General features: G+C 68.8%; 15 protein-coding genes and 2 pseudogenes. 14 read left to right on the forward strand and 3 right to left on the reverse strand.

From position 1 onward, the window contains the following. The 12 genes and pseudogenes from E3T25_RS17195 to E3T25_RS04070 all read left to right on the forward strand — a co-directional run. Positions 1-211: pseudogene (locus E3T25_RS17195) on the forward strand (hypothetical protein); the annotation flags it as partial. Between the two features lie 84 nt (positions 212-295). Next, positions 296-664 (forward strand): DUF4440 domain-containing protein, encoded by a 369-nt coding sequence (locus E3T25_RS04020; RefSeq protein ID WP_104099425.1) that lies wholly within the window; start codon positions 296-298, stop codon positions 662-664. Between the two features lie 111 nt (positions 665-775). Beyond that, on the forward strand, positions 776-2,011 hold the full coding sequence (locus tag E3T25_RS04025; protein WP_134372346.1) for a baeRF2 domain-containing protein: 1,236 nt from the start codon (positions 776-778) through the stop codon (positions 2,009-2,011). A 142-nt stretch (positions 2,012-2,153) separates the two neighbouring features. After that, positions 2,154-2,864 (forward strand): ATP-binding cassette domain-containing protein, encoded by a 711-nt coding sequence (locus E3T25_RS04030; protein ID WP_134372348.1) that lies wholly within the window; start codon positions 2,154-2,156, stop codon positions 2,862-2,864. Beyond that, on the forward strand, positions 2,865-4,955 hold the full coding sequence (locus E3T25_RS04035; protein ID WP_134372350.1) for a YhgE/Pip family protein: 2,091 nt from the start codon (positions 2,865-2,867) through the stop codon (positions 4,953-4,955). 151 nt (positions 4,956-5,106) lie between these two features. Then, the gene (locus E3T25_RS04040) at positions 5,107-5,700 is read left to right on the forward strand and encodes a TetR/AcrR family transcriptional regulator (protein ID WP_134342002.1); all 594 of its coding nucleotides are present in this window, start codon (positions 5,107-5,109) and stop codon (positions 5,698-5,700) included. An 8-nt stretch (positions 5,701-5,708) separates the two neighbouring features. Then, positions 5,709-6,203, forward strand: a complete 495-nt coding sequence (locus E3T25_RS04045) for a DUF3151 domain-containing protein (protein ID WP_241976913.1) — start codon at positions 5,709-5,711, stop codon at positions 6,201-6,203. After that, positions 6,204-7,490, forward strand: coding sequence for an adenylosuccinate synthase (locus tag E3T25_RS04050; RefSeq protein ID WP_104099431.1), 1,287 nt, complete (start codon positions 6,204-6,206; stop codon positions 7,488-7,490). It abuts the gene before it with no gap. A gap of 227 nt (positions 7,491-7,717) precedes the next feature. Then, positions 7,718-8,377 (forward strand): GNAT family N-acetyltransferase, encoded by a 660-nt coding sequence (locus E3T25_RS04055; RefSeq protein ID WP_241980612.1) that lies wholly within the window; start codon positions 7,718-7,720, stop codon positions 8,375-8,377. Between the two features lie 355 nt (positions 8,378-8,732). Beyond that, positions 8,733-9,806 (forward strand): DMT family transporter, encoded by a 1,074-nt coding sequence (locus E3T25_RS04060; RefSeq protein WP_338145463.1) that lies wholly within the window; start codon positions 8,733-8,735, stop codon positions 9,804-9,806. A 211-nt stretch (positions 9,807-10,017) separates the two neighbouring features. Next, positions 10,018-10,344: pseudogene (locus E3T25_RS04065) on the forward strand (chorismate mutase); the annotation flags it as partial. Between the two features lie 101 nt (positions 10,345-10,445). After that, positions 10,446-11,399, forward strand: a complete 954-nt coding sequence (locus E3T25_RS04070; RefSeq protein ID WP_104099433.1) for an SDR family NAD(P)-dependent oxidoreductase — start codon at positions 10,446-10,448, stop codon at positions 11,397-11,399. A 114-nt stretch (positions 11,400-11,513) separates the two neighbouring features. Here E3T25_RS04070 and E3T25_RS04075 read toward each other — a convergent pair whose 3' ends face one another. From E3T25_RS04075 to E3T25_RS04085, 3 genes are all read right to left on the reverse strand, one after another. Further along, entirely contained in the window at positions 11,514-12,467 is a 954-nt protein-coding gene (locus tag E3T25_RS04075; RefSeq protein WP_134372352.1) for a hypothetical protein, read from the reverse strand. Positions 12,468-12,652: 185 nt separating this feature from the next. Further along, a complete protein-coding gene (gene purL, locus E3T25_RS04080) occupies positions 12,653-14,962 on the reverse strand; it encodes a phosphoribosylformylglycinamidine synthase subunit PurL (RefSeq protein WP_134341999.1) in 2,310 nt (769 codons plus the stop codon). A gap of 116 nt (positions 14,963-15,078) precedes the next feature. Then, complete coding sequence (locus tag E3T25_RS04085; RefSeq protein WP_134372354.1) at positions 15,079-15,540, reverse strand: DUF3817 domain-containing protein; 462 nt, start codon at positions 15,538-15,540, stop codon at positions 15,079-15,081. A 152-nt stretch (positions 15,541-15,692) separates the two neighbouring features. On the opposite strand from E3T25_RS04085, the gene mgrA reads away from it, so the two are divergent. Together mgrA and E3T25_RS04095 are read left to right on the forward strand one after the other, a co-directional pair. After that, a complete protein-coding gene (gene mgrA, locus E3T25_RS04090; RefSeq protein WP_134341997.1) occupies positions 15,693-16,718 on the forward strand; it encodes an L-glyceraldehyde 3-phosphate reductase in 1,026 nt (341 codons plus the stop codon). Positions 16,719-16,866: 148 nt separating this feature from the next. Next, positions 16,867-17,385, forward strand: a complete 519-nt coding sequence (locus E3T25_RS04095) for a hypothetical protein (protein ID WP_233191140.1) — start codon at positions 16,867-16,869, stop codon at positions 17,383-17,385. Positions 17,386-17,504: the final 119 nt, after the last annotated feature.

A 17,504-nucleotide genomic window follows, 5' to 3' on the forward strand; every position in this document is an offset into this window, starting at 1 on the left:
CGAGACCGGGTGGCGGGTGTTGCACCTCGGTGACGGCACGCTTGAGTGGACGTCGCCGACCGGGCGCACGTTCGTGAGTGAGCCGGCCACGGTCATCCGCTCGGCGTCGCCTGCGCCGAGACCCGCACCGGAACCGCGCACGCCTGCGGCTGAGTCCGAGCCCGAGCCCGAGTCCGATCCCGATCCCGAGCTCGACCCGGCGCCGTACTGACGGGCGGCTCGCCCGGCCGCAGATCCAGAACTCAGTCCCGCTCCCAGAGGCTCAGTCGGTGCTTTGAGGGGCTAGCGTTGGGTCATGACTGCGATCACTGACGATCTGCCCGCCCGCCTCCTTCACGAAGAGCACGAAGGGTGGCAGGCGATTCTCGCCGGCCGCGGCGGAGACTATTACCGGCGAACGATGACCGCGGACGGACTGCTGATCCTGCCGGGCAGGATCGTCACCCGCAACGAAGCGATCGCCTTCTTCAAGGAGATGCCCGCCATCACGAGCTACCAGCTCCGCGAGCCGGCCGTGGTGCGCCAGAACGAACACGCCGGGGTGCTCGTCTACCGGCTCCTGGCCCACCGCGGCGACGAGGTGATCGAGGCGAACGCGGCCACGACCTACGTATTCGCCGACGGCGGCTGGTGCGTCGCGACGCACCAGCAGACCGCCCTGTAACGACCGGAGAGGGGCAGCTTTTCCGCTCCGCTGCGGACCGTCCGGCAGGGTTGTGAACGCCGGAACCCGGGGATACCGTGGTTAATAAACTGCCACAGAAAGGACTCCGCAATGGCTGATTTCGGTAATGAGGGGCTCGCGGACTTATACCGTCGATCCGGTTCGGTGTCGAGTGCCTACGTTGACGTGACCCAGGATGCGCAGAACCCCCGGCGAACCTCTTCCCTGCGCCAGCGCACCCTGCGGGAAGCGCTGACCGATGCCGGTGCCCCGGAGATCGACATCAGCACCATCATCGAGTTGATTGAGGAGCCGCCGGGCGTGGGCGGTTCGATAGGCAGGCTGATGTTCGTGCGGCAGGGCGTGGTCGAATTCAACGAGGTGCTCTCGGGGGAGCCGCTCGGCGAGTTGCTGGTCTCCTACGGGCCGGTGCCCGCTCTGATCCCCCTGCTGATCCACCGCCCACGGGACCTCAGGTACGTGGTGGCCGAGGCCGGGCGCGACGGCGGCGAGGTCACCCTCTACCGGCTCAGCCGCTCGCACCCGGTTTCCAAGGTGAAGGTGGAGGGCGACACGGAGTTTCTCACGAAGGTGGGTTCCGAAGACGACTTCCTTGCGAACGGGCGCTATCAGCACCGCACCGAGGAGGTGTGGAAGCGCAACGAGGGCCAGATCGCTGCCGCGATCGACGAGGTCGTGCGGGACAGTAAGGCCGAGCTGCTCGTGCTCACCGGCGACGTGCGTGCCCGCCAGTTGCTCGTCGACCAGCTCTCTCCCGCCAGCCGCGAGGTGCTGCACGTCGTTGCCACGAACACCCGCCCGGATGGTGCCACGCAGGAGGAACTCGAAGGTGACCTCAATCGCCACCTCGCGGCAATTCTCGCGCAGGAGGAGCACGACGCCCTCGAGCGGCTGGGGACGGGACAGGGCAGCGGCCTCTCCGAGCTCGACTTCGCGGCCGTGGTGCGGGCCCTGCAGCAGGGCCAGGTCGATGTGCTGATGCTGGCCCCGGACCGGATGGCGGGGACGACTCTGATCGCCCTCGACCGCGAGCCGTGGCTGGCAGCCACCTCGGCCGATGCCCTCGGCGCAAATGAGCTCGGCTCGGTGCCGGCCGCCGACGCGCTGATCCGGGCGGCGATGCTGACGGATGCGCGGGTGATGGTGGTGTCTCCCGGGGAGCTTCCGGCGGAGACGAGCGCCGCCGCTCTGCTGCGCTGGTCGACCCTCCCGGCCCCGGCCGAAGCTCCCACCCCCGCGGAGGCCGAGCTCGCGAAGCTTCCCAGCCGCGGCGACGCGGTGACATTCCCGCGTCGTCGCGCAGCATCCGGTACTCCGGAGTCTTAGCCGCGGCCAGAACGGCGTTCAACGTGGCGAAGGCCATGTCACCGTCCGGGCGGCACCCGGGGCGCGCCGGCCTGAGCCGTGGCACGCGGCACGTCGATCCCTTGTTCTATACTGACTAGTCAGTACAAACGAGAGGATCGACGTGCAGTCGACAGTGAGGGCGCACGACCTGGCCCTGCGATTCAAGCGGGGCTCGGTTTACGGGCCCCTGAGCTTTGAGGCCGGCACCGGCCTCACCGTGCTCTGCGGCCCCACCGGCAGTGGCCGCACCAGCCTGATGCTGACCCTGGCCGGTCGCATGAAGCCGAGCGAGGGAACCCTCGAGGTGCTTGGCCACGAGCTGCCCCGCCGGGCCCGCCGGGTGCAGAAGCGCACCGGCATCTCCGGCTTCCACGACATCGACACCCTCGAGGAATCGGTCACCGTCGGCGCCGCAATCCGTGAGCGCACGGCCTGGATCTCCCCCTGGTGGGCGTTCATCCGCTCGGTCGACGACACCGAGGTGCGCCGCGTCTGCGCCCCCGTGTTCGGCGGCGTGCCGATTCCGGCTGCCGACACTGTGATCTGGGACCTCAATGAGGTGCAGACCGTGCTGCTGAGGGCCGCGCTCGCGGTCATGAACGAGCCGAGCATCCTCTTCTTCGACCAGGTCGAGCAGGTGCACGCACCGGAGTCCCGGCGCATCCTCTGGCAGCGCCTCGCCTGTGTCGCCGCCGCCGGAACCAGCGTGATCGCGTCCGCGACCGCGCCCGAAACCGAGATGTGGGCCGAGCTCGGCATCGACCCGGCCGTTGTCGTGATGACCAAGGCCGGGATGACCCCGGCCCTCCCATTGAATCAGGAGACCCGCTGAATGTTCGCCTTCCTCTCCTCCGGCACCGAACTGCACCGCTTCGGCAAGGGCAAGATGCCCAAGATCGCCCTCGTCGTGCTTATGTTCATCCCGCTCATTTACGGGGCGCTCTACCTCTGGGCCTTCTGGGCGCCCGACCACGAACTCGACCACCTCCCCGTGGCGCTCGTCAACGGAGACGCCGGCGCCAGCCGGGACGGCGAACCGGTCACCGCCGGCCAGGACCTGGTTGACGAGCTGGTCGACGGCCACGAGCTCGGCTGGACCGTGACGAACGGGGCGGATGCCGCCGCGGGCGTCAGGGACGGCGACTACTACTTCTCGGTCACCATCCCGAGCGACTTCTCGGCCAGCGCCGTCTCCGCCGGCACCGACACCCCGCTTTCGGCCACCGTGCAGGTCGACTACAACGACAGCAACAGTTTTCTCGCCACGACCATGGGCAAGCAGGCCATGGTTCAACTGCGGGACGCGGTCGCCACCGAGATCGGCGACCAGACCGTCAATGCGCTCCTGGTGGGGGTGAACGAGGCCGGTGACGGCATCCGTTCGGCAGCGGGTGGCGCCGGCCGGCTGTTCGACGGGCTCACCACAGCGTCGGCCGGGACCGGCTCCCTCCTGGTCGGCCTCGATGCCCTTGCCGAGGGAGCGCTCACCCTCGACGACGGCGTTGCGCGCCTCACCGACGGCGCCGGCACCCTGGCGACCGGACTGGACACGCTGTCCGACGGCGCCCGGGCGCTCGCCGGCTCCTCGGTGACCCTCTCCGACGGCACCGTGCAGGTGTCCGAGGGGATGCAGGCCGCCGCCACGGGTGCCGCGACCCTCTCCGATAAATCGGTGCAGCTCGCCGACGGCGCCGACCAGATCGCCGCGGGAACCGGCACACTGGCCAGCGGCACCGCCTCGGTGTCGACCGGACTGCACGACCTGCTCCTGCAGATACAGGCGGCACCGGAAGGCACCCCCGCGTCGGCGTTCCTGCCGGCCGTGGAGCACCTCGACGCCGGCGCCGGCGCCGTGAACGCGGGTGCCCAAGGCGCGCTCACCCAGACCCAGACCTATGCCGGGCTCAGCGACCAGTTCTCCACCGGAGCCGGGGAACTCTCCGGCAAGCTGATTGCCGGGGCTTCCGGCGCCGCCCAGGTGGCCACCGGTGCCGGGCAACTCTCGGCCGGCGCGGCCTCCCTGGCCGAGGGGGCCGCCACCGCGGCCTCCGGGGCGGACTCCGTACTCGCCGGCAGCGAGCTGCTGGGCGAGGGCACGGGGTCACTGTCCGACGGCACCCGGCAGCTCGTCGACGGCGGCGCGAGCCTGAACACCGGCGCCGCCGAACTCGCCGCCGGCAGCGGCACCCTCGCCGACTCCCTCACCACGGGCGGGCGAAGTGCGCCCGACCTCACCGCGGACCAGATTGCAGAGAAGACGGCCGTAATCGCCAGCCCGGTCACGCTCGTGCAGAAGTGGGAGAACGCCTCCGACAGTTTCGGCGAGGGGTTCGCACCCTTCTTCCTGGCCCTGGCCACCTTCGTCGGCGGGCTGATCACCTGGCTGATCCTGCGGGCTCTGCCAACCCGGGCCCTCGCCAGCGCCGCCTCCGGGCTGCGCTCGACCATGACCGGCTTCCTGCCGGCGATGGCCATCGGGCTCGCCCAGGTCGTGATCATGGTGCTCGTGCTGGTCTACGGCATCGGCCTTCAGCCCGAACACTGGTTCGGGATGAGCGCGTTCCTCTACCTGACGACGCTCGCCTTCCTGGCTCTGCAGCAGATGTTCATCATCCTGCTCGGCACCGCGGCCGGCCGCGTGGTCAGCCTCGTGCTGCTCATGCTGCAGCTGAGTTCGTCGGGCGGCACCTATCCGGTGGAGACCACGCCCGTGTTCTTCCAGGTGCTGCATCCGTTCATGCCGGCGTCGTACGTCGTGACCGGGCTGCGCGAACTGATCACCGGAGGCATCGACTCTAGACTGTGGGTTTCGGTTGCCGTCCTCGCCGTGATGCTGGTCGGCTCGATCGCGATCAGCGCCTGGAGCGCCGGCCGCCAGAGGATCTGGACCGTGGGCCGGCTGCACCCCGAACTGACCATCTAGCGCGGCCCCGGCACCGAACCGAACCTGCCGGCACCGGACCTGCCGGCACCGAACCTGCCGGCACCGAACCTGCCGGCACCGAACCTGCCGGCACCGAACCTGCCGGCACCGAACCTGCCGGCACCGAACCTGCCCGTGGAAAGGAACTCCAATGGCACGCGCCACCGGAACGAAACGCGCCATCCTCGACGCCACGCTGCAGCTCGCCGCGACCAGGGGCATCAGCGGCACCACGATGGATGAGGTCGCCGAGCGGGCCGGGGTGGCCAAGGGCAGCCTGTATTACAACTTCAGCTCCAAAGACAAACTGTTCGAGAAACTGCTACAGGAGGGGGTCGGCGCGCTCGCCGAAACCCTCCGCGCCGCTTCGGCCGGCCTGCACGGCAGCGCGGCCCTCGAGGCGCTGGTGCGCGCGCTGCTCGACCGGATCGCGGCGAACACAGCACTGTCCAAGCTGATGGCGGCGGAGATCTTCCGCACCGACCGCACCTGGCAGAAGACGCTCTTTGCGCTACGGCACGAGGCCCTCGCCGTGTTCGCCGACGCGATCGCGGAGGCGAAGCCGGGCAGCCGTGCCGACGCGACCTGCGGTCTGATGGCGTCGAGCGTGTTCGGTGCCGTGCTGATGGCGGGCCTGGAATGGCTCGTTTTCGAACCGGACCGGCCGCGGGACGAGGTCGCCGCGGCCATCCTCGGTTCCCTCTCCGGTGGCCTGTTCGGCGAGGAGCGGTCCGGGCCTTGTTAGGATCGAGTGTGACCGGCGACAATTTGATTGAGCAGCCCGAGACCCTTCTTCCCGCGGAACCGGAGGTGATCGAGGCGCTCCGCCGAGCCGATAGCGGCAGTATTTCCGGCGTGGTGGAGGCCCATCCGACGTCCTCCCTGGCGTGGGCCGTGCTGGCCGACGCCACGTACCTCGAGGGTCGAACCCTGGAGTCCTACGCCTATGCGCGCGTGGGCTACCACCGCGGCCTCGACGCGCTCCGCAAGGCAGGCTGGCACGGCCAGGGCCCGGTGCGCTGGACCCACGAACCCAATCGCGGAGTCCTGCGGGCGCTCTATGCGCTGCGCCGGGCCGCGGGCGAGATCAATGAACAGAACGAGTTCGACCGTCTCACCACCTTCCTGAACGGCGCCGATCCCACGGTGATCAGCCGCCTTGATCAGGAGACCAGCACACCGGACGGCTACCGGGCCACCGACCCGGCCCCGCCCACCGAGGCGTTCTTTATCCGAGGAGAAAACTAAATGCCAGCGATCGTTCTAATCGGAGCCCAGTGGGGCGACGAGGGCAAGGGCAAGGCCACCGACCTCCTCGGTAGCCGGGTTGACTACGTGGTCAAATTCAACGGCGGAAACAACGCCGGCCACACCGTGGTCATCGGCACCGAGAAGTACGCGCTGCACCTGCTGCCGTCGGGCATCCTCACCGCCGGTGTCACGCCGATCATCGCCAACGGCGTGGTCGTCGACATTGAGGTGCTCTTCGAAGAACTTGACGCGCTGATCTCCCGCGGCGTGGACGTGTCCGGACTCAAGGTGAGCGCCAACGCTCACATCATCACCCAGTACCACCGCACGGTCGACAAGGTCACCGAGCGTTTCCTCGGCAAGCGCCAGATCGGTACCACCGGCCGTGGCATCGGCCCGACCTACGCCGACAAGATCAACCGCGTCGGCATCCGCGTGCAGGACCTGTTCGACGAGAACATCCTGCGCCAGAAGGTCGAGGGTGCCCTGGCCCAGAAGAACCACCTGCTGGTCAAGGTCTACAACCGTCGCGCGATCACGGTCGACGAAATTGTCCAGGACCTGCTCAGCTACGCCGAGCGTCTGCGCCCGATGGTCGCCGACACCGCCCTGCTGCTGCACGAGGCCCTCACCGCCGGAAAGACCGTGCTCTTCGAGGGCGGCCAGGCCACGATGCTGGATGTCGACCACGGCACCTACCCGTTTGTCACCTCCTCGAACGCGACCTCCGGCGGCGCCGTGACCGGCTCGGGCATCGGCCCGAACCGGATCGACCGGATCATCGCCGTCGTCAAGGCGTACACGACCCGCGTCGGCGCCGGCCCGTTCCCGACCGAACTGTTCGACGAGTCGGGCGAGTTCCTGCGCGCCAACGGTTTCGAGTTCGGCACCACCACGGGGCGCCCGCGCCGCTGCGGCTGGTACGACGCGCCCGTCGCCCGCTATACGGCCCGCATCAACGGGGTGACCGACTTCGTGCTGACCAAGCTCGACGTGCTGACCGGCCTGGACACGATTCCCGTCTGCGTCGCGTACAGCGTCGACGGCGTGCGCTTCGACGAGGTGCCCGTGTCGCAGTCCGACTTCCATCACGCAAAGCCCATCTTCGAGGACTTCCCCGGCTGGACCGATGACATCACCGGCGCCCGCACCTTCGAGGACTTGCCGCGGAACGCGCAGGCCTACGTGCTCGCGATCGAGAAGATGAGCGGCGCCCGCATCTCGGCGATCGGCGTCGGTCCCGGCCGCGAGGAGATCATCTCGCGCCACGATCTCGTCGACTGAGGCAAGCGCGGCTGTGGGCCGCGGGCCACGGGCTGTGAACGGCGGGCTGCGGGCGGTGCTGAAGGCCTCCGCTCGGTGCCCTGACGAATTCGACGGAGATTTTGCTGCTGGAGGGCGAAAACCGGCCCGCGGCATCCGGTTTCGCCAAAATCTCCGTCGAATTCGTTCGCGCCGACCTGACCGCTGCCGTTCATTCGGTGGCAACCTGGCGCTGCCACAGTGTCGGCATGACTGCCGAACGACCTCAGAGCATCGCCATCGTGGGCCACTATGTGCGGCTCGAACCTCTCACCCGTGCGCTGCTGTCCGAGCTGCACGGCGCGATCGCGCATCCAATGGTTTTCGACGGCGGTTTTGGCGGTGGCCCGGGCGGGCTCCGCACGGACCCGGCCGAGTTCACCGACTGGGCGGATGCCTACGTTCACTGGGCGGGACTGCCCTATGCGGTGCGCTTGGCCGGCGGCCCGCACGCCGGTGACCTCGTGGGCATGTCCACGCTGGGCGACCTGCACCTGCAACACGAGTCGGCCCACGTGGGCTGGACCGCTTACGATCCGCGGGTCTGGGGCACCGCCGTCAACGCGGAGACGAAGCTACTACTGCTCGGGCTGGCCTTCGACCATGGGTTCGGGCGGGTGAAGATCCAGGCGGATGTGATGAACGTGCGGTCCTGCGCGGCTATCGCGGGCATCGGGGCCACGTATGAGGGGATTATCCGCCGGGAGCGGCGGCGGGCCGACGGCAGCTGGCGGGACACCGTGATCTACTCGATCCTCGACAGCGAGTGGCCTCGGGTGCGGGCCGGGCTGCGGGCGCGGCTCGACGGGTACGGCGCGCGTTCGGTTCAGTACCGGGTGCGGCCGCTCGAGACGAGAGAAGTGGCCTGACGGCGGCACCGCCGGATGCCCGTTTGCGTGCTCCGGCGCGTTCCGGCGCGCTTCGGCGCGTCTTCCGGCGCGTTCCGGCGCGTTCCGGCGCGCTTCGGCGCGTGCAGCGGGCCGCGGTCGAGCGCGTCCGTGCGGAGTGGGTTCCGTGCTCGATGCCCGAACGAATTCGACGGAGATTTTGCCGCCAAGAGCCGAAAACCGGCCCGCAGCATCCGTTTTCGTGAAAATCTCCGTCGAATTCGTTCGCGCGCGCGGCGGGTCACTCATTGCCAATGATCGGCGGCTTTCGGCCGCGGCGGTCGGCACCAGTCCGGCACCCGTGCGGAGTGTCGGCGGGGCGCGGTACAGTCGGCAGGTGAGAGACGTTCCCGCCGCCGGACGGACCCGGGTCACCCTGCAGTTCCTGGGCATGGGTGTGGTCTGGGGATCCAGTTTCCTGTTCATGAAAGTGGCCCTCGAGGGGGTCACGTTCGGCCAGGTGGCGTGGTCGCGGCTGGTGCTCGGCGGTTTCACGCTCGGCCTGATCGTGCTGACCAGCCGTCCGCGTGTGGCCAATGGGCCGGTGCTGCCGCGCGAGAAGATGGTCTGGCTGCATTTCCTGGTGATCGCGATCACCGGATGCGTCGTGCCGCACCTTCTGTTCGCGTGGGCGGAGCAGTACGTGTCGTCGAGTCTGGCCAGCATCTACAACGCCGTGACGCCGATCATGACCGCGGTGATGGCGACGCTCGCGTTCCGGGTGGAGCGGCTCGCGCGCGGGCAGGTGGCAGGCATCCTCGTGGGCATCGCCGGCGTGGTCGTGATCATCGCGCCGTGGCGCTACGCGGCCCTGACCGGCGACCTCTGGGGCCAGCTGGCCTGCCTGGGCGCGGCGGTCTGCTACGGCTTCACGTTCGGCTACACCCGCCGGTTCCTGAGCGGCCGGCCGATCGCCCCCGCGACTTTCGCGTTCTTGAACATCGGCATCGCCGGGGCGATCATGCTTGTGGCCACCCCGGTGGTGGCGGCGCATCCGGTGGCACTGACCGTGCCGATCGTGGCCGGACTGCTCACTCTCGGCGCGCTCGGCACTGGCGTGGCCTACATCTGGCACATCAACGTGCTGCGCGCCTGGGGACCGACGAACGCGTCGACGGTGACGTATGTCACACCCGTCGTCGGGGTGCTGCTGGGGGTGCTCGTGCTCTCGGAGACCTTCTCGTGGCACGAGCCGGCCGGGGCGGCGCTGGTGCTGCTCGGCATCCTGCTGACCCAGCGGCGGCTGCGCTTGCCTGGGCGGGCGGGGTCGGCGCGGCGGTTGGCGCGGCCGGTGAGGGCGGCCCGGTCGGCGGAGTCGTCTGGGTCGTCCGAGTCGTCTGGGTCGTCTGGGTCGTCTGGGTCGTCTGGGTCGGCGGAGTCGCCCGCGCCGCTGCAGCGGTCACGGAGTTAATGGCGACCGGTATGGCGCCGGAATCGACACTTCCGGTCGAGATCGACTCGCGCGCCGGGCGAAGTCGACCGGAACTGTCGACCTCGGCGGAGCGGGCGTGGAATGCGTTGGAGCGGGTGACCGCTTCCGGGTGGTAGCCCGCGGCCTCCATCGAAGACCGCGGGCAGTGCCGGTCGTGCGGTCACCGCGCGCGAAACGGTATCGTCGAACCATGGCTGCACACGAGGAATTGCCCGCCGGCGCGGGGCAGGAAGCGATCGACGAACTGGGCAGCATCCGTCAGAGTATCGACAACATCGACGCCGCGCTGATCCACTTGCTGGCGGAAAGGTTCAAGTTCACCCAGCAGGTCGGACGGCTCAAGGCCACGCACGGCCTGCCCCCCGCCGACCCCGAGCGGGAGCTGCTGCAGATCCAGCGACTGCGCGGACTGGCCGAGGAGGCTCGGCTCGACCCGGCCTTCGCCGAGAAGTTCCTGAACTTCATCATCGCCGAGGTCATCCACCACCACGAGAAGATCGCCGGCACCGAGTCGGCGAACGGGTCCGCGCCGCGAGCTGCGGGGGCACGAACGGATGTCGCACGGCCGGTCGTGGGCACCAGCCCCGATTCTTCCGCCACCACGTCGCCGGCCACCTCATGACTTCTCAGACCTCCGCGCTCCCCGGGGCGTCGCGCGCCCTTCCGGCCCAGTTCGGGAAGACCTTCGTCGTCACCGGCGCCAACGCCGGCCTCGGCTACTTCACCACCGAGCAACTCGCCGCCGCGGGCGCCCACGTCGTGCTGGCCTGCCGCAATCTCGCGAAGACGGAAGCCGCGGTCGCGGCCATCCACGCCCGGGTGCCCGGGGCATCCGTGTCGGCGATACCGCTGGACCTGAGCGACCTCACCCAGGTACACCGTGCCGCGGACGCGCTGCTGGAGCTGCCGCGGATCGATGGGCTGATCCTGAACGCGGGCATCGTGCACCCGCCGCGCACGCGCGAGCTGAGCCCCGACGGGCACGAACTGGTCTTCGCGACCAACTACCTCGGCCATTTCGCGCTCACCGCGCGGGTGCTGCCGGCTCTGCGGCGCACGCCCGGCAGCCGGGTCGTCGCGCTCGGGTCGATGATTTCGCGGCTGCTGGACTCGCCGCTGCTCGACCTGCAGTTGGAGTCCGGCTACAACCGGTGGAAGGCCTACGCGCAGTCGAAGATCGCCATGCAGGTGTTCGGCTTCGAGCTCGATCGACGGCTGCGGGCGGCCGGAGCCGGCGGCACTGACGGGGTGCAAAGCCTCGTCGCACACCCCGGTTACTCGATTTCGGGTCTGACGCCGGGCATCCGCGGGGTCAATCAGCCGTCGCGTGCGAGCCGATTCGCCGACACCCTGCAGTCCTTCGGTGCTCAGGGTAAGGACGCCGGGGCCTGGCCCACGGTGAGTGCGGCCGTCGACCCGGATGCCCGTGGCGGCGACTACTACGGCCCTCGCTACCTCACGCGCGGCCTGCCGACGCTGCAGGAGCCCACGCGCACCTCGCTCGACCCCGCGGTCGCAGAGTCGCTCTGGTCACGCTCGGAGCTCCACCTCGGCGCCCCCTTCTCGATCTAGCGGGCGCCCCGCTGCACGGCCCCGCGTGCGCTCAAAACGCCGCCATACGACGGGGAATGGCGGCGTTTCTAGCGCACGCGACCCCTGGAGAGGGTGTGGGGCTGGAGATGGGATTTAGGGGATCCAACCGCGATCGAGAAGGGCGGTGCGAATTCGGGCGATGACCGCATGGGGAGAGTGGGATTTGTTGACACGGATGACCCGCCACCCTTCTTCCATGGGCTCGTCCAGCCGGTCGATGTCGCGGTGAAACTGTCGTTCGTCTTCGCGGTGCTGGCCGCCGTCATACTCGATCAGGACCTTGTAGCGCAGGTAGGCGAGATCACCCAAGGCCATGAAGGCGCCGTATCGATTGACGAGGGTCAGGTTCACTGCCGGCTCCGGCAGGCCTGCCCGCACGATGAGAAGTCGCAGCACTGTTTCCTTTGCAGAATCGGTGCGCGGACGGACCAGGGCGAGGGCCTCGCGGAGACGACAGGCACCGGGCAAGCCCGCGTGCCGCGCGACGGCCAGGTGAAGTTCCGCCATCGTGGCCGCAGGCCGCTGGCGGCGCACGAGGGAGTCGCCAATGATGATCAACTCATCGAGGGTGAGGACCGTCGACAGCTGGACCCACGCGTCGACCGCTGAAGCGACGGCGAGGTGTCCCACCGAAACGACGCGCACCCGGTCCAGCGGAATCAGATGTCCGCGCACGCCCTTGCCCCGGCGGCGCCGGGTCCGAATGCCTGTGCCTACATCCACGATTGACCGCTCGAGGAGTCGTGCGGGGAGAGGCAGCCCGTGGAGAAGCGCGGCCGTCGCGTGGCTGAAGAACTGATCTGACGGCATCCGCACCGCGTAGTCATAGGCCCGGGTGCGCGCTGCTGCACGGATCCGTGCCCACCTGTCCGCGTCGCTGATGGGGGCCGGTGACGGGCCGCGCCCCACAGGCGCCCGCACGCCGTGGAAGGGCCGCGCGAGGTCGCTGCGCCGCAGTCGCCCGGAATTGACTCCCCGCTGTCGAGCGTCGGCGACGGAAAACGGCCCATCACCGAGCCCGGCCGGCAGCTCAGAAGGCGGTCTCATCGCACGATGATGCCACCCGCTGCGATTCGCACGGTGCTCTATCCACAGGCGCCGACCGCAGGTGCTCGCGCGTGCGCGGAAAGTGCCACTTTGATCCCGGCGATGGCGGCCGATTGGTCGCACGCAGGGGCGAAACGGGGACGGTCGGTCGGAGGGGAGCGGGAGAACGGGCGGAGGAGGAACCCCTACTGCGCGAAACGGGAGGGGAGGGTGCTGCGGTGACGCGTCTGCAAGTCGGCGAGCGACACCGTGAAGTGGTCCTGGATCTCCAGGCTCGCCGAGGTCGAGTCCGTCACGCCGATGCGCAGCACCGGGTAGCCTCGCCCCTCGCAGAGGCCGAGGAACTTCACGTCGTCTTCCCGAGGAACCGATACGATCACGCGCCCGGCCGACTCCGAGAACAGGGCGACGGATGCGTCGATCCCGTCGCGCTCGCAGATGTCGCCGAGCCACACGCGGGCTCCGACCCCGAACCGAAGCACCGCTTCGGCCAGCGTCTGCGCCAGCCCGCCCGAGCTGAGGTCGTGGGCGCTGTCGATGAGCGCCTCGATCGACGCCGCGTGCAGCAGCCCCGCCAGGGCGGCTTCGCCGGCCAGGTCGACGACGGGCGGCAGCCCGCCCAGGTGGTCGTGGATGACTTCGGCCCAGGCCGAGCCGTCCAGTTCCTCGCGGGTCACGCCGAGCAGGTAGATGTTGTGGCCGTCGTCCTGCCAGCCGCTGGGCACGCGGCGGGCGACGTCGTCGATCACGCCGAGCACGGCGACCACAGGGGTCGGGTGGATCGGCTGGTCGCCGGTCTGGTTATAGAACGACACGTTGCCACCGGTGACCGGGATCTCGAGCGCCAGGCATCCGTCGGCCAGACCGTCGACGGTCTGGGCGAACTGCCACATCACCTCGGGGTTCTCCGGCGAACCGAAGTTGAGGCAATCGCTGATGCCGACCGGCACCGCGCCGGTCACGGCCACGTTGCGGTAGGCCTCGGCCAGAGCGAGCTGCGCGCCGCGGTACGGGTCAAGCTGGCAATAACGGCCGTTCGCATCGGTGGCGATGACGAAGCCGAGGCCCGACTCCTCGTCGATCCGGATCATGCCCGCGTCGTCGGGGAACGAGAGGGCCGTGTTGCCCATCACGTAGCGGTCGTACTGGTCGGTGATCCAGCTCGGGTCGGCCAGGTTCGGCGAGCCGAGCAAGGCCAGGAACTGCTCGCGCAGCACCTCGGGTGAGGTCGGGCGGGGCAGCGCGGAGGCGCTGTCGGCCTGCAGCGCGTCGAGCCAGGTGGGGTAGGCGACCGGGCGGTCGTAGACCGGCCCGTCGACCGCGACGGTGCGCGGGTCCACGTTGACGATCTCCTCGCCGTGCCAGTCGATGATGAGCCGGCCGGAGTCGGTGACCTCGCCGAGCACGCTGGTCTCGACATCCCATTTGGCGGTGATGGCGAGGAAACCGGCGAGCTTCTCCGGGGTGACGACGGCCATCATGCGTTCCTGGCTCTCGCTCATCAGGATCTCTTCGGCCGTCAGGGTGGGGTCGCGCAGCAGCACCTTGTCGAGCTCGATGAACATGCCGCCGTCGCCGTTGGAGGCGAGCTCGCTGGTGGCGCAGGAGATGCCTGCGGCGCCCAGGTCCTGGATGCCCTCGACGAGCTTCTCGCGGTAGAGCTCGAGGCAGCACTCGATCAGCACCTTCTCGGCGAACGGGTCGCCGACCTGCACGGCGGGGCGTTTGGTGGGGCCGCCTTCGGAGAAGGTGTCCGAGGCGAGAATGGATGCCCCGCCGATGCCGTCGCCGCCGGTGCGGGCTCCGAAGAGCACCACCTGGTTGCCGGTGCCGGTGGCGTTGGCGAGGTGCAGGTCCTCGTGGCGCAACACTCCCACGGAGAGCGCGTTGACGAGCGGGTTGCCCTGGTAGACCTTGTCGAACCAGGTCTCGCCGCCGATGTTGGGCAGGCCGAGGCAGTTGCCGTAGAAGGAGATGCCGGACACGACGCCGTGCACGACGCGGGCGGTGTCGGGGTCGTCGAGACGTCCGAAACGGAGGGCGTCCATCACGGCGACGGGGCGGGCGCCCATCGAGATGATGTCGCGCACGATGCCGCCGACGCCGGTCGCGGCACCCTGGAACGGCTCGATGTAGGAGGGGTGGTTGTGCGACTCGATCTTGAACGTGACCGCCCAGCCCTCGCCGACATCCAGCACACCGGCATTCTCGCCCATGCCGACCATGAGGTTCTTCTTCATGGCGGGGGAGACCTTCTCGCCGAACGAGCGCAGGTATTTCTTCGAACTCTTGTAGGAGCAGTGCTCGCTCCACATCACCGAGTACATCGCGAGCTCGCCGCTCGTGGGGCGGCGGCCGAGGATCTGTCGGATCTCGGCGTACTCGCCCGGGGTCAGCCCCAGCGCGTCGAACGGCTGCTCTTTCTCGGGCGTCGCAATCGCGTTTGCAACGGTGTCGGCAATGCCGCGGGAGGGTGTGGTGGTAACAGCGGTCACGAGTGGCGTTCTCCCAGAGATAACGGATGCTTGACCTGGCGAGTCTACCCGCCGCGCCGCTCCAGCGCCGGTTCCGAGGCCGCCCGGCTATAGCCTGGCAGCGGCCTGGCCGCCCGCTAGCTGCGCCCGCCGGGAGGACCAAGCGACAGCATCACCGTCATGATCGCCACCGCGGCCACGGCGAAACTGCTGATCAGGATCACCGGACGGTTCAGCATCCAGCGCAGCAGCGTGCCCACCCAGGTGTGGTCGCGCGGGTCGTCGGTGGCGACGCGGCGCCAGTCGCCGACGAGCCGGCCGCTGCGGTCGAGACGGATGTCGAACGGCACCGTTGCGTAGGGCACGATCGCCGTGGCGACGGCGAGCACCATCAGCCGGACCGGCCAGCGCTGGTTCAGGCCCACCAGCACGGCGGTCAGGGCGTAACTGATGAAGACGAACCCGTGCAGGGAGCCGGCGATCCGCACCGGGGTGCCGCCGGCATCCGCCACGTATTTCAGCAGCATGCCGCCGATCAGGAGGGTCCAGGTCACCGCCTCAGCGATGGCGATGGTGCGGTAGAAGAGGCGGGGAGACACGGGGGAACACTCCAGGGGGTGGGGAACGGGACGAAAGAAGGGGGAGCTTCGATCTTCGCAGGGTTGCGGGGGAGCCGCGCATCGGCCGAACGGATGACACGGCGGATCAGTGGGGCAGAGGGCTACCCAGCCGACTGTGCGAGTCTGAAGGGATGACGTACCTTCCCGCGGACACCCGCTACGACTCCATGCCCTACCGCCGCACCGGGCGCAGCGGCCTCAAACTACCCGCGATCTCGCTGGGCCTCTGGCAGAATTTCGGCGGCACCGCACCGATGGAGACGCAGCGCGCCATCCTGCGCCGCGCCTTCGACCTAGGCGTCACCCACTTCGACCTGGCCAACAACTACGGCCCGCCCAAGGGCAGCTCCGAGAGCAACTTCGGCGTGCACCTCGCGCAGGATTTCGCCCCGCACCGCGACGAGCTGGTCATCTCGACCAAGGCCGGCTACGGCATGTGGTCGGGCCCGTACGGCTCGTGGGGTTCCCGCAAGTATCTGCTCTCGAGCCTCGACCAGTCCCTCGGCCGCATGGGCCTGGACTACGTCGACATCTTCTACTCCCATCGGGCCGACCCGGACACCCCGCTCGAGGAGACGATGGGTGCGCTGCACACGGCCGTCACGAGCGGTCGGGCGCTGTACGCCGGCATCTCCTCGTACTCGCCCGAGCGCACCCGGCAGGCCGCCGCGATCCTGGCCGAGATGGGCACGCCGCTGCTGATCCACCAGCCCTCGTACTCGATGTTCAACCGCTGGGTCGAAGACGGACTGCTCGACACCCTGGACGACCTCGGCGTCGGCTGCATCGCCTTCTCCCCGCTGGCGCAGGGGCTGCTCACCGACCGCTACCTGAACGGGGTGCCCGAGGGGTCCCGAGCCTCGCAGGCCGGCTCGATGAGCCGCGACATGGTGAACGACCAGACGGTGGGGCGCATCCGTGCCCTGACCGAGATCGCGGATGCCCGCGGTCAGTCGCTCGCCCAGCTCGCCCTGTCGTGGGTGCTGCGACGCGAAACCGTCACCACGGCGCTCGTCGGCGCCTCCTCGGTGAAGCAGTTGGAGACGAACATCGCCGCGATCGACAACCTCGCGTTCACCGACGCCGAGATCACGGCGATCGACGAGCACGCCGTCGACATGGGCATCAACCTGTGGGAGCCGTCCAGCGCCGTCTAGCCCGGGCGACATCGACGGATGATTCGGGCGGGCCGCTGCGGCGCCCGCGCCGTGATCGCCGGGCAACTTTCCTGGACAGGTTATTAAAAGCAGAGTTATCCTTTTAATAAATCACACGATGAGATCGAGGAGACTGCTAGTGGCAAGAATGAGTGTGGAAGTGGAACTCGAGAAGGGCCAGGTGACGAAGTACCGGCGTCACGAGAACGGGCGTGGACTGGTGTCGCCCGGTGCCCAGGTGAACCCGAGCGCCTACGTGTCGAGCGCAACGTATGTGGAAAGTGACGCCCAGGTCGGGCCTGAATCGTGGATCGGGCAGGGGAGCTGGATCGACCACGGGGCGATCATCGGCGCGCGGGTCTTCGTCGGCGCGAACGTGCATGTCGGGGCCGATGCGATTGTCGGAAACGAGGCGCGCCTGGCCAGCAACACGGACATCGGCCGTGGGGCTTTCATCGCCGACGGTGCGGTCATCGACCACGAAATTGCGGTCCCGGAGTTCACCGACGTCAGTGCACGGCCGACCACCCGAGCACGCACTGTTCCACCGGGGGGCCTGTCGGCGGCATCCGGTCCCGACCGTGCCGGATGGCGGCGAACCTGGGGTGCTCGACGCACGCCGTCACCTCGCCTGCCGGTCCCCCCGGTGTTGGTCACGGTGTCCTAAGCCTCAATCCACCGGTGAGGCTGGGGAGTTGACGGCGCGTTAAACAGAGAATGCCTTCCAGATCAGGAAAAATAGAACTCACTTAGGGTTCATTTCGACTGACACGAAAGGCATCTCGT

The sequence above is a fragment of the Cryobacterium sandaracinum genome, from assembly GCF_004403415.1.
Lineage (GTDB): Bacteria > Actinomycetota > Actinomycetes > Actinomycetales > Microbacteriaceae > Cryobacterium > Cryobacterium sandaracinum.

What these genes read in the sequence shown, in the direction of transcription:
- E3T25_RS04020 (WP_104099425.1), top strand. Translation starts at nt 296, where the DNA reads ATGACTGCGATCACTGACGATCTGCCCGCCCGCCTCCTTCACGAAGAG.
- E3T25_RS04025 (WP_134372346.1), top strand. Translation starts at nt 776, where the DNA reads ATGGCTGATTTCGGTAATGAGGGGCTCGCGGACTTATACCGTCGATCC.
- E3T25_RS04035 (WP_134372350.1), top strand. Translation starts at nt 2,865, where the DNA reads ATGTTCGCCTTCCTCTCCTCCGGCACCGAACTGCACCGCTTCGGCAAG.
- E3T25_RS04040 (WP_134342002.1), top strand. Translation starts at nt 5,107, where the DNA reads ATGGCACGCGCCACCGGAACGAAACGCGCCATCCTCGACGCCACGCTG.
- E3T25_RS04050 (WP_104099431.1), top strand. Translation starts at nt 6,204, where the DNA reads ATGCCAGCGATCGTTCTAATCGGAGCCCAGTGGGGCGACGAGGGCAAG.
- E3T25_RS04055 (WP_241980612.1), top strand. Translation starts at nt 7,718, where the DNA reads ATGACTGCCGAACGACCTCAGAGCATCGCCATCGTGGGCCACTATGTG.
- E3T25_RS04070 (WP_104099433.1), top strand. Translation starts at nt 10,446, where the DNA reads ATGACTTCTCAGACCTCCGCGCTCCCCGGGGCGTCGCGCGCCCTTCCG.
- E3T25_RS04075 (WP_134372352.1), bottom strand. Translation starts at nt 12,467, where the DNA reads ATGAGACCGCCTTCTGAGCTGCCGGCCGGGCTCGGTGATGGGCCGTTT.
- mgrA (WP_134341997.1), top strand. Translation starts at nt 15,693, where the DNA reads ATGACGTACCTTCCCGCGGACACCCGCTACGACTCCATGCCCTACCGC.
- E3T25_RS04095 (WP_233191140.1), top strand. Translation starts at nt 16,867, where the DNA reads ATGAGTGTGGAAGTGGAACTCGAGAAGGGCCAGGTGACGAAGTACCGG.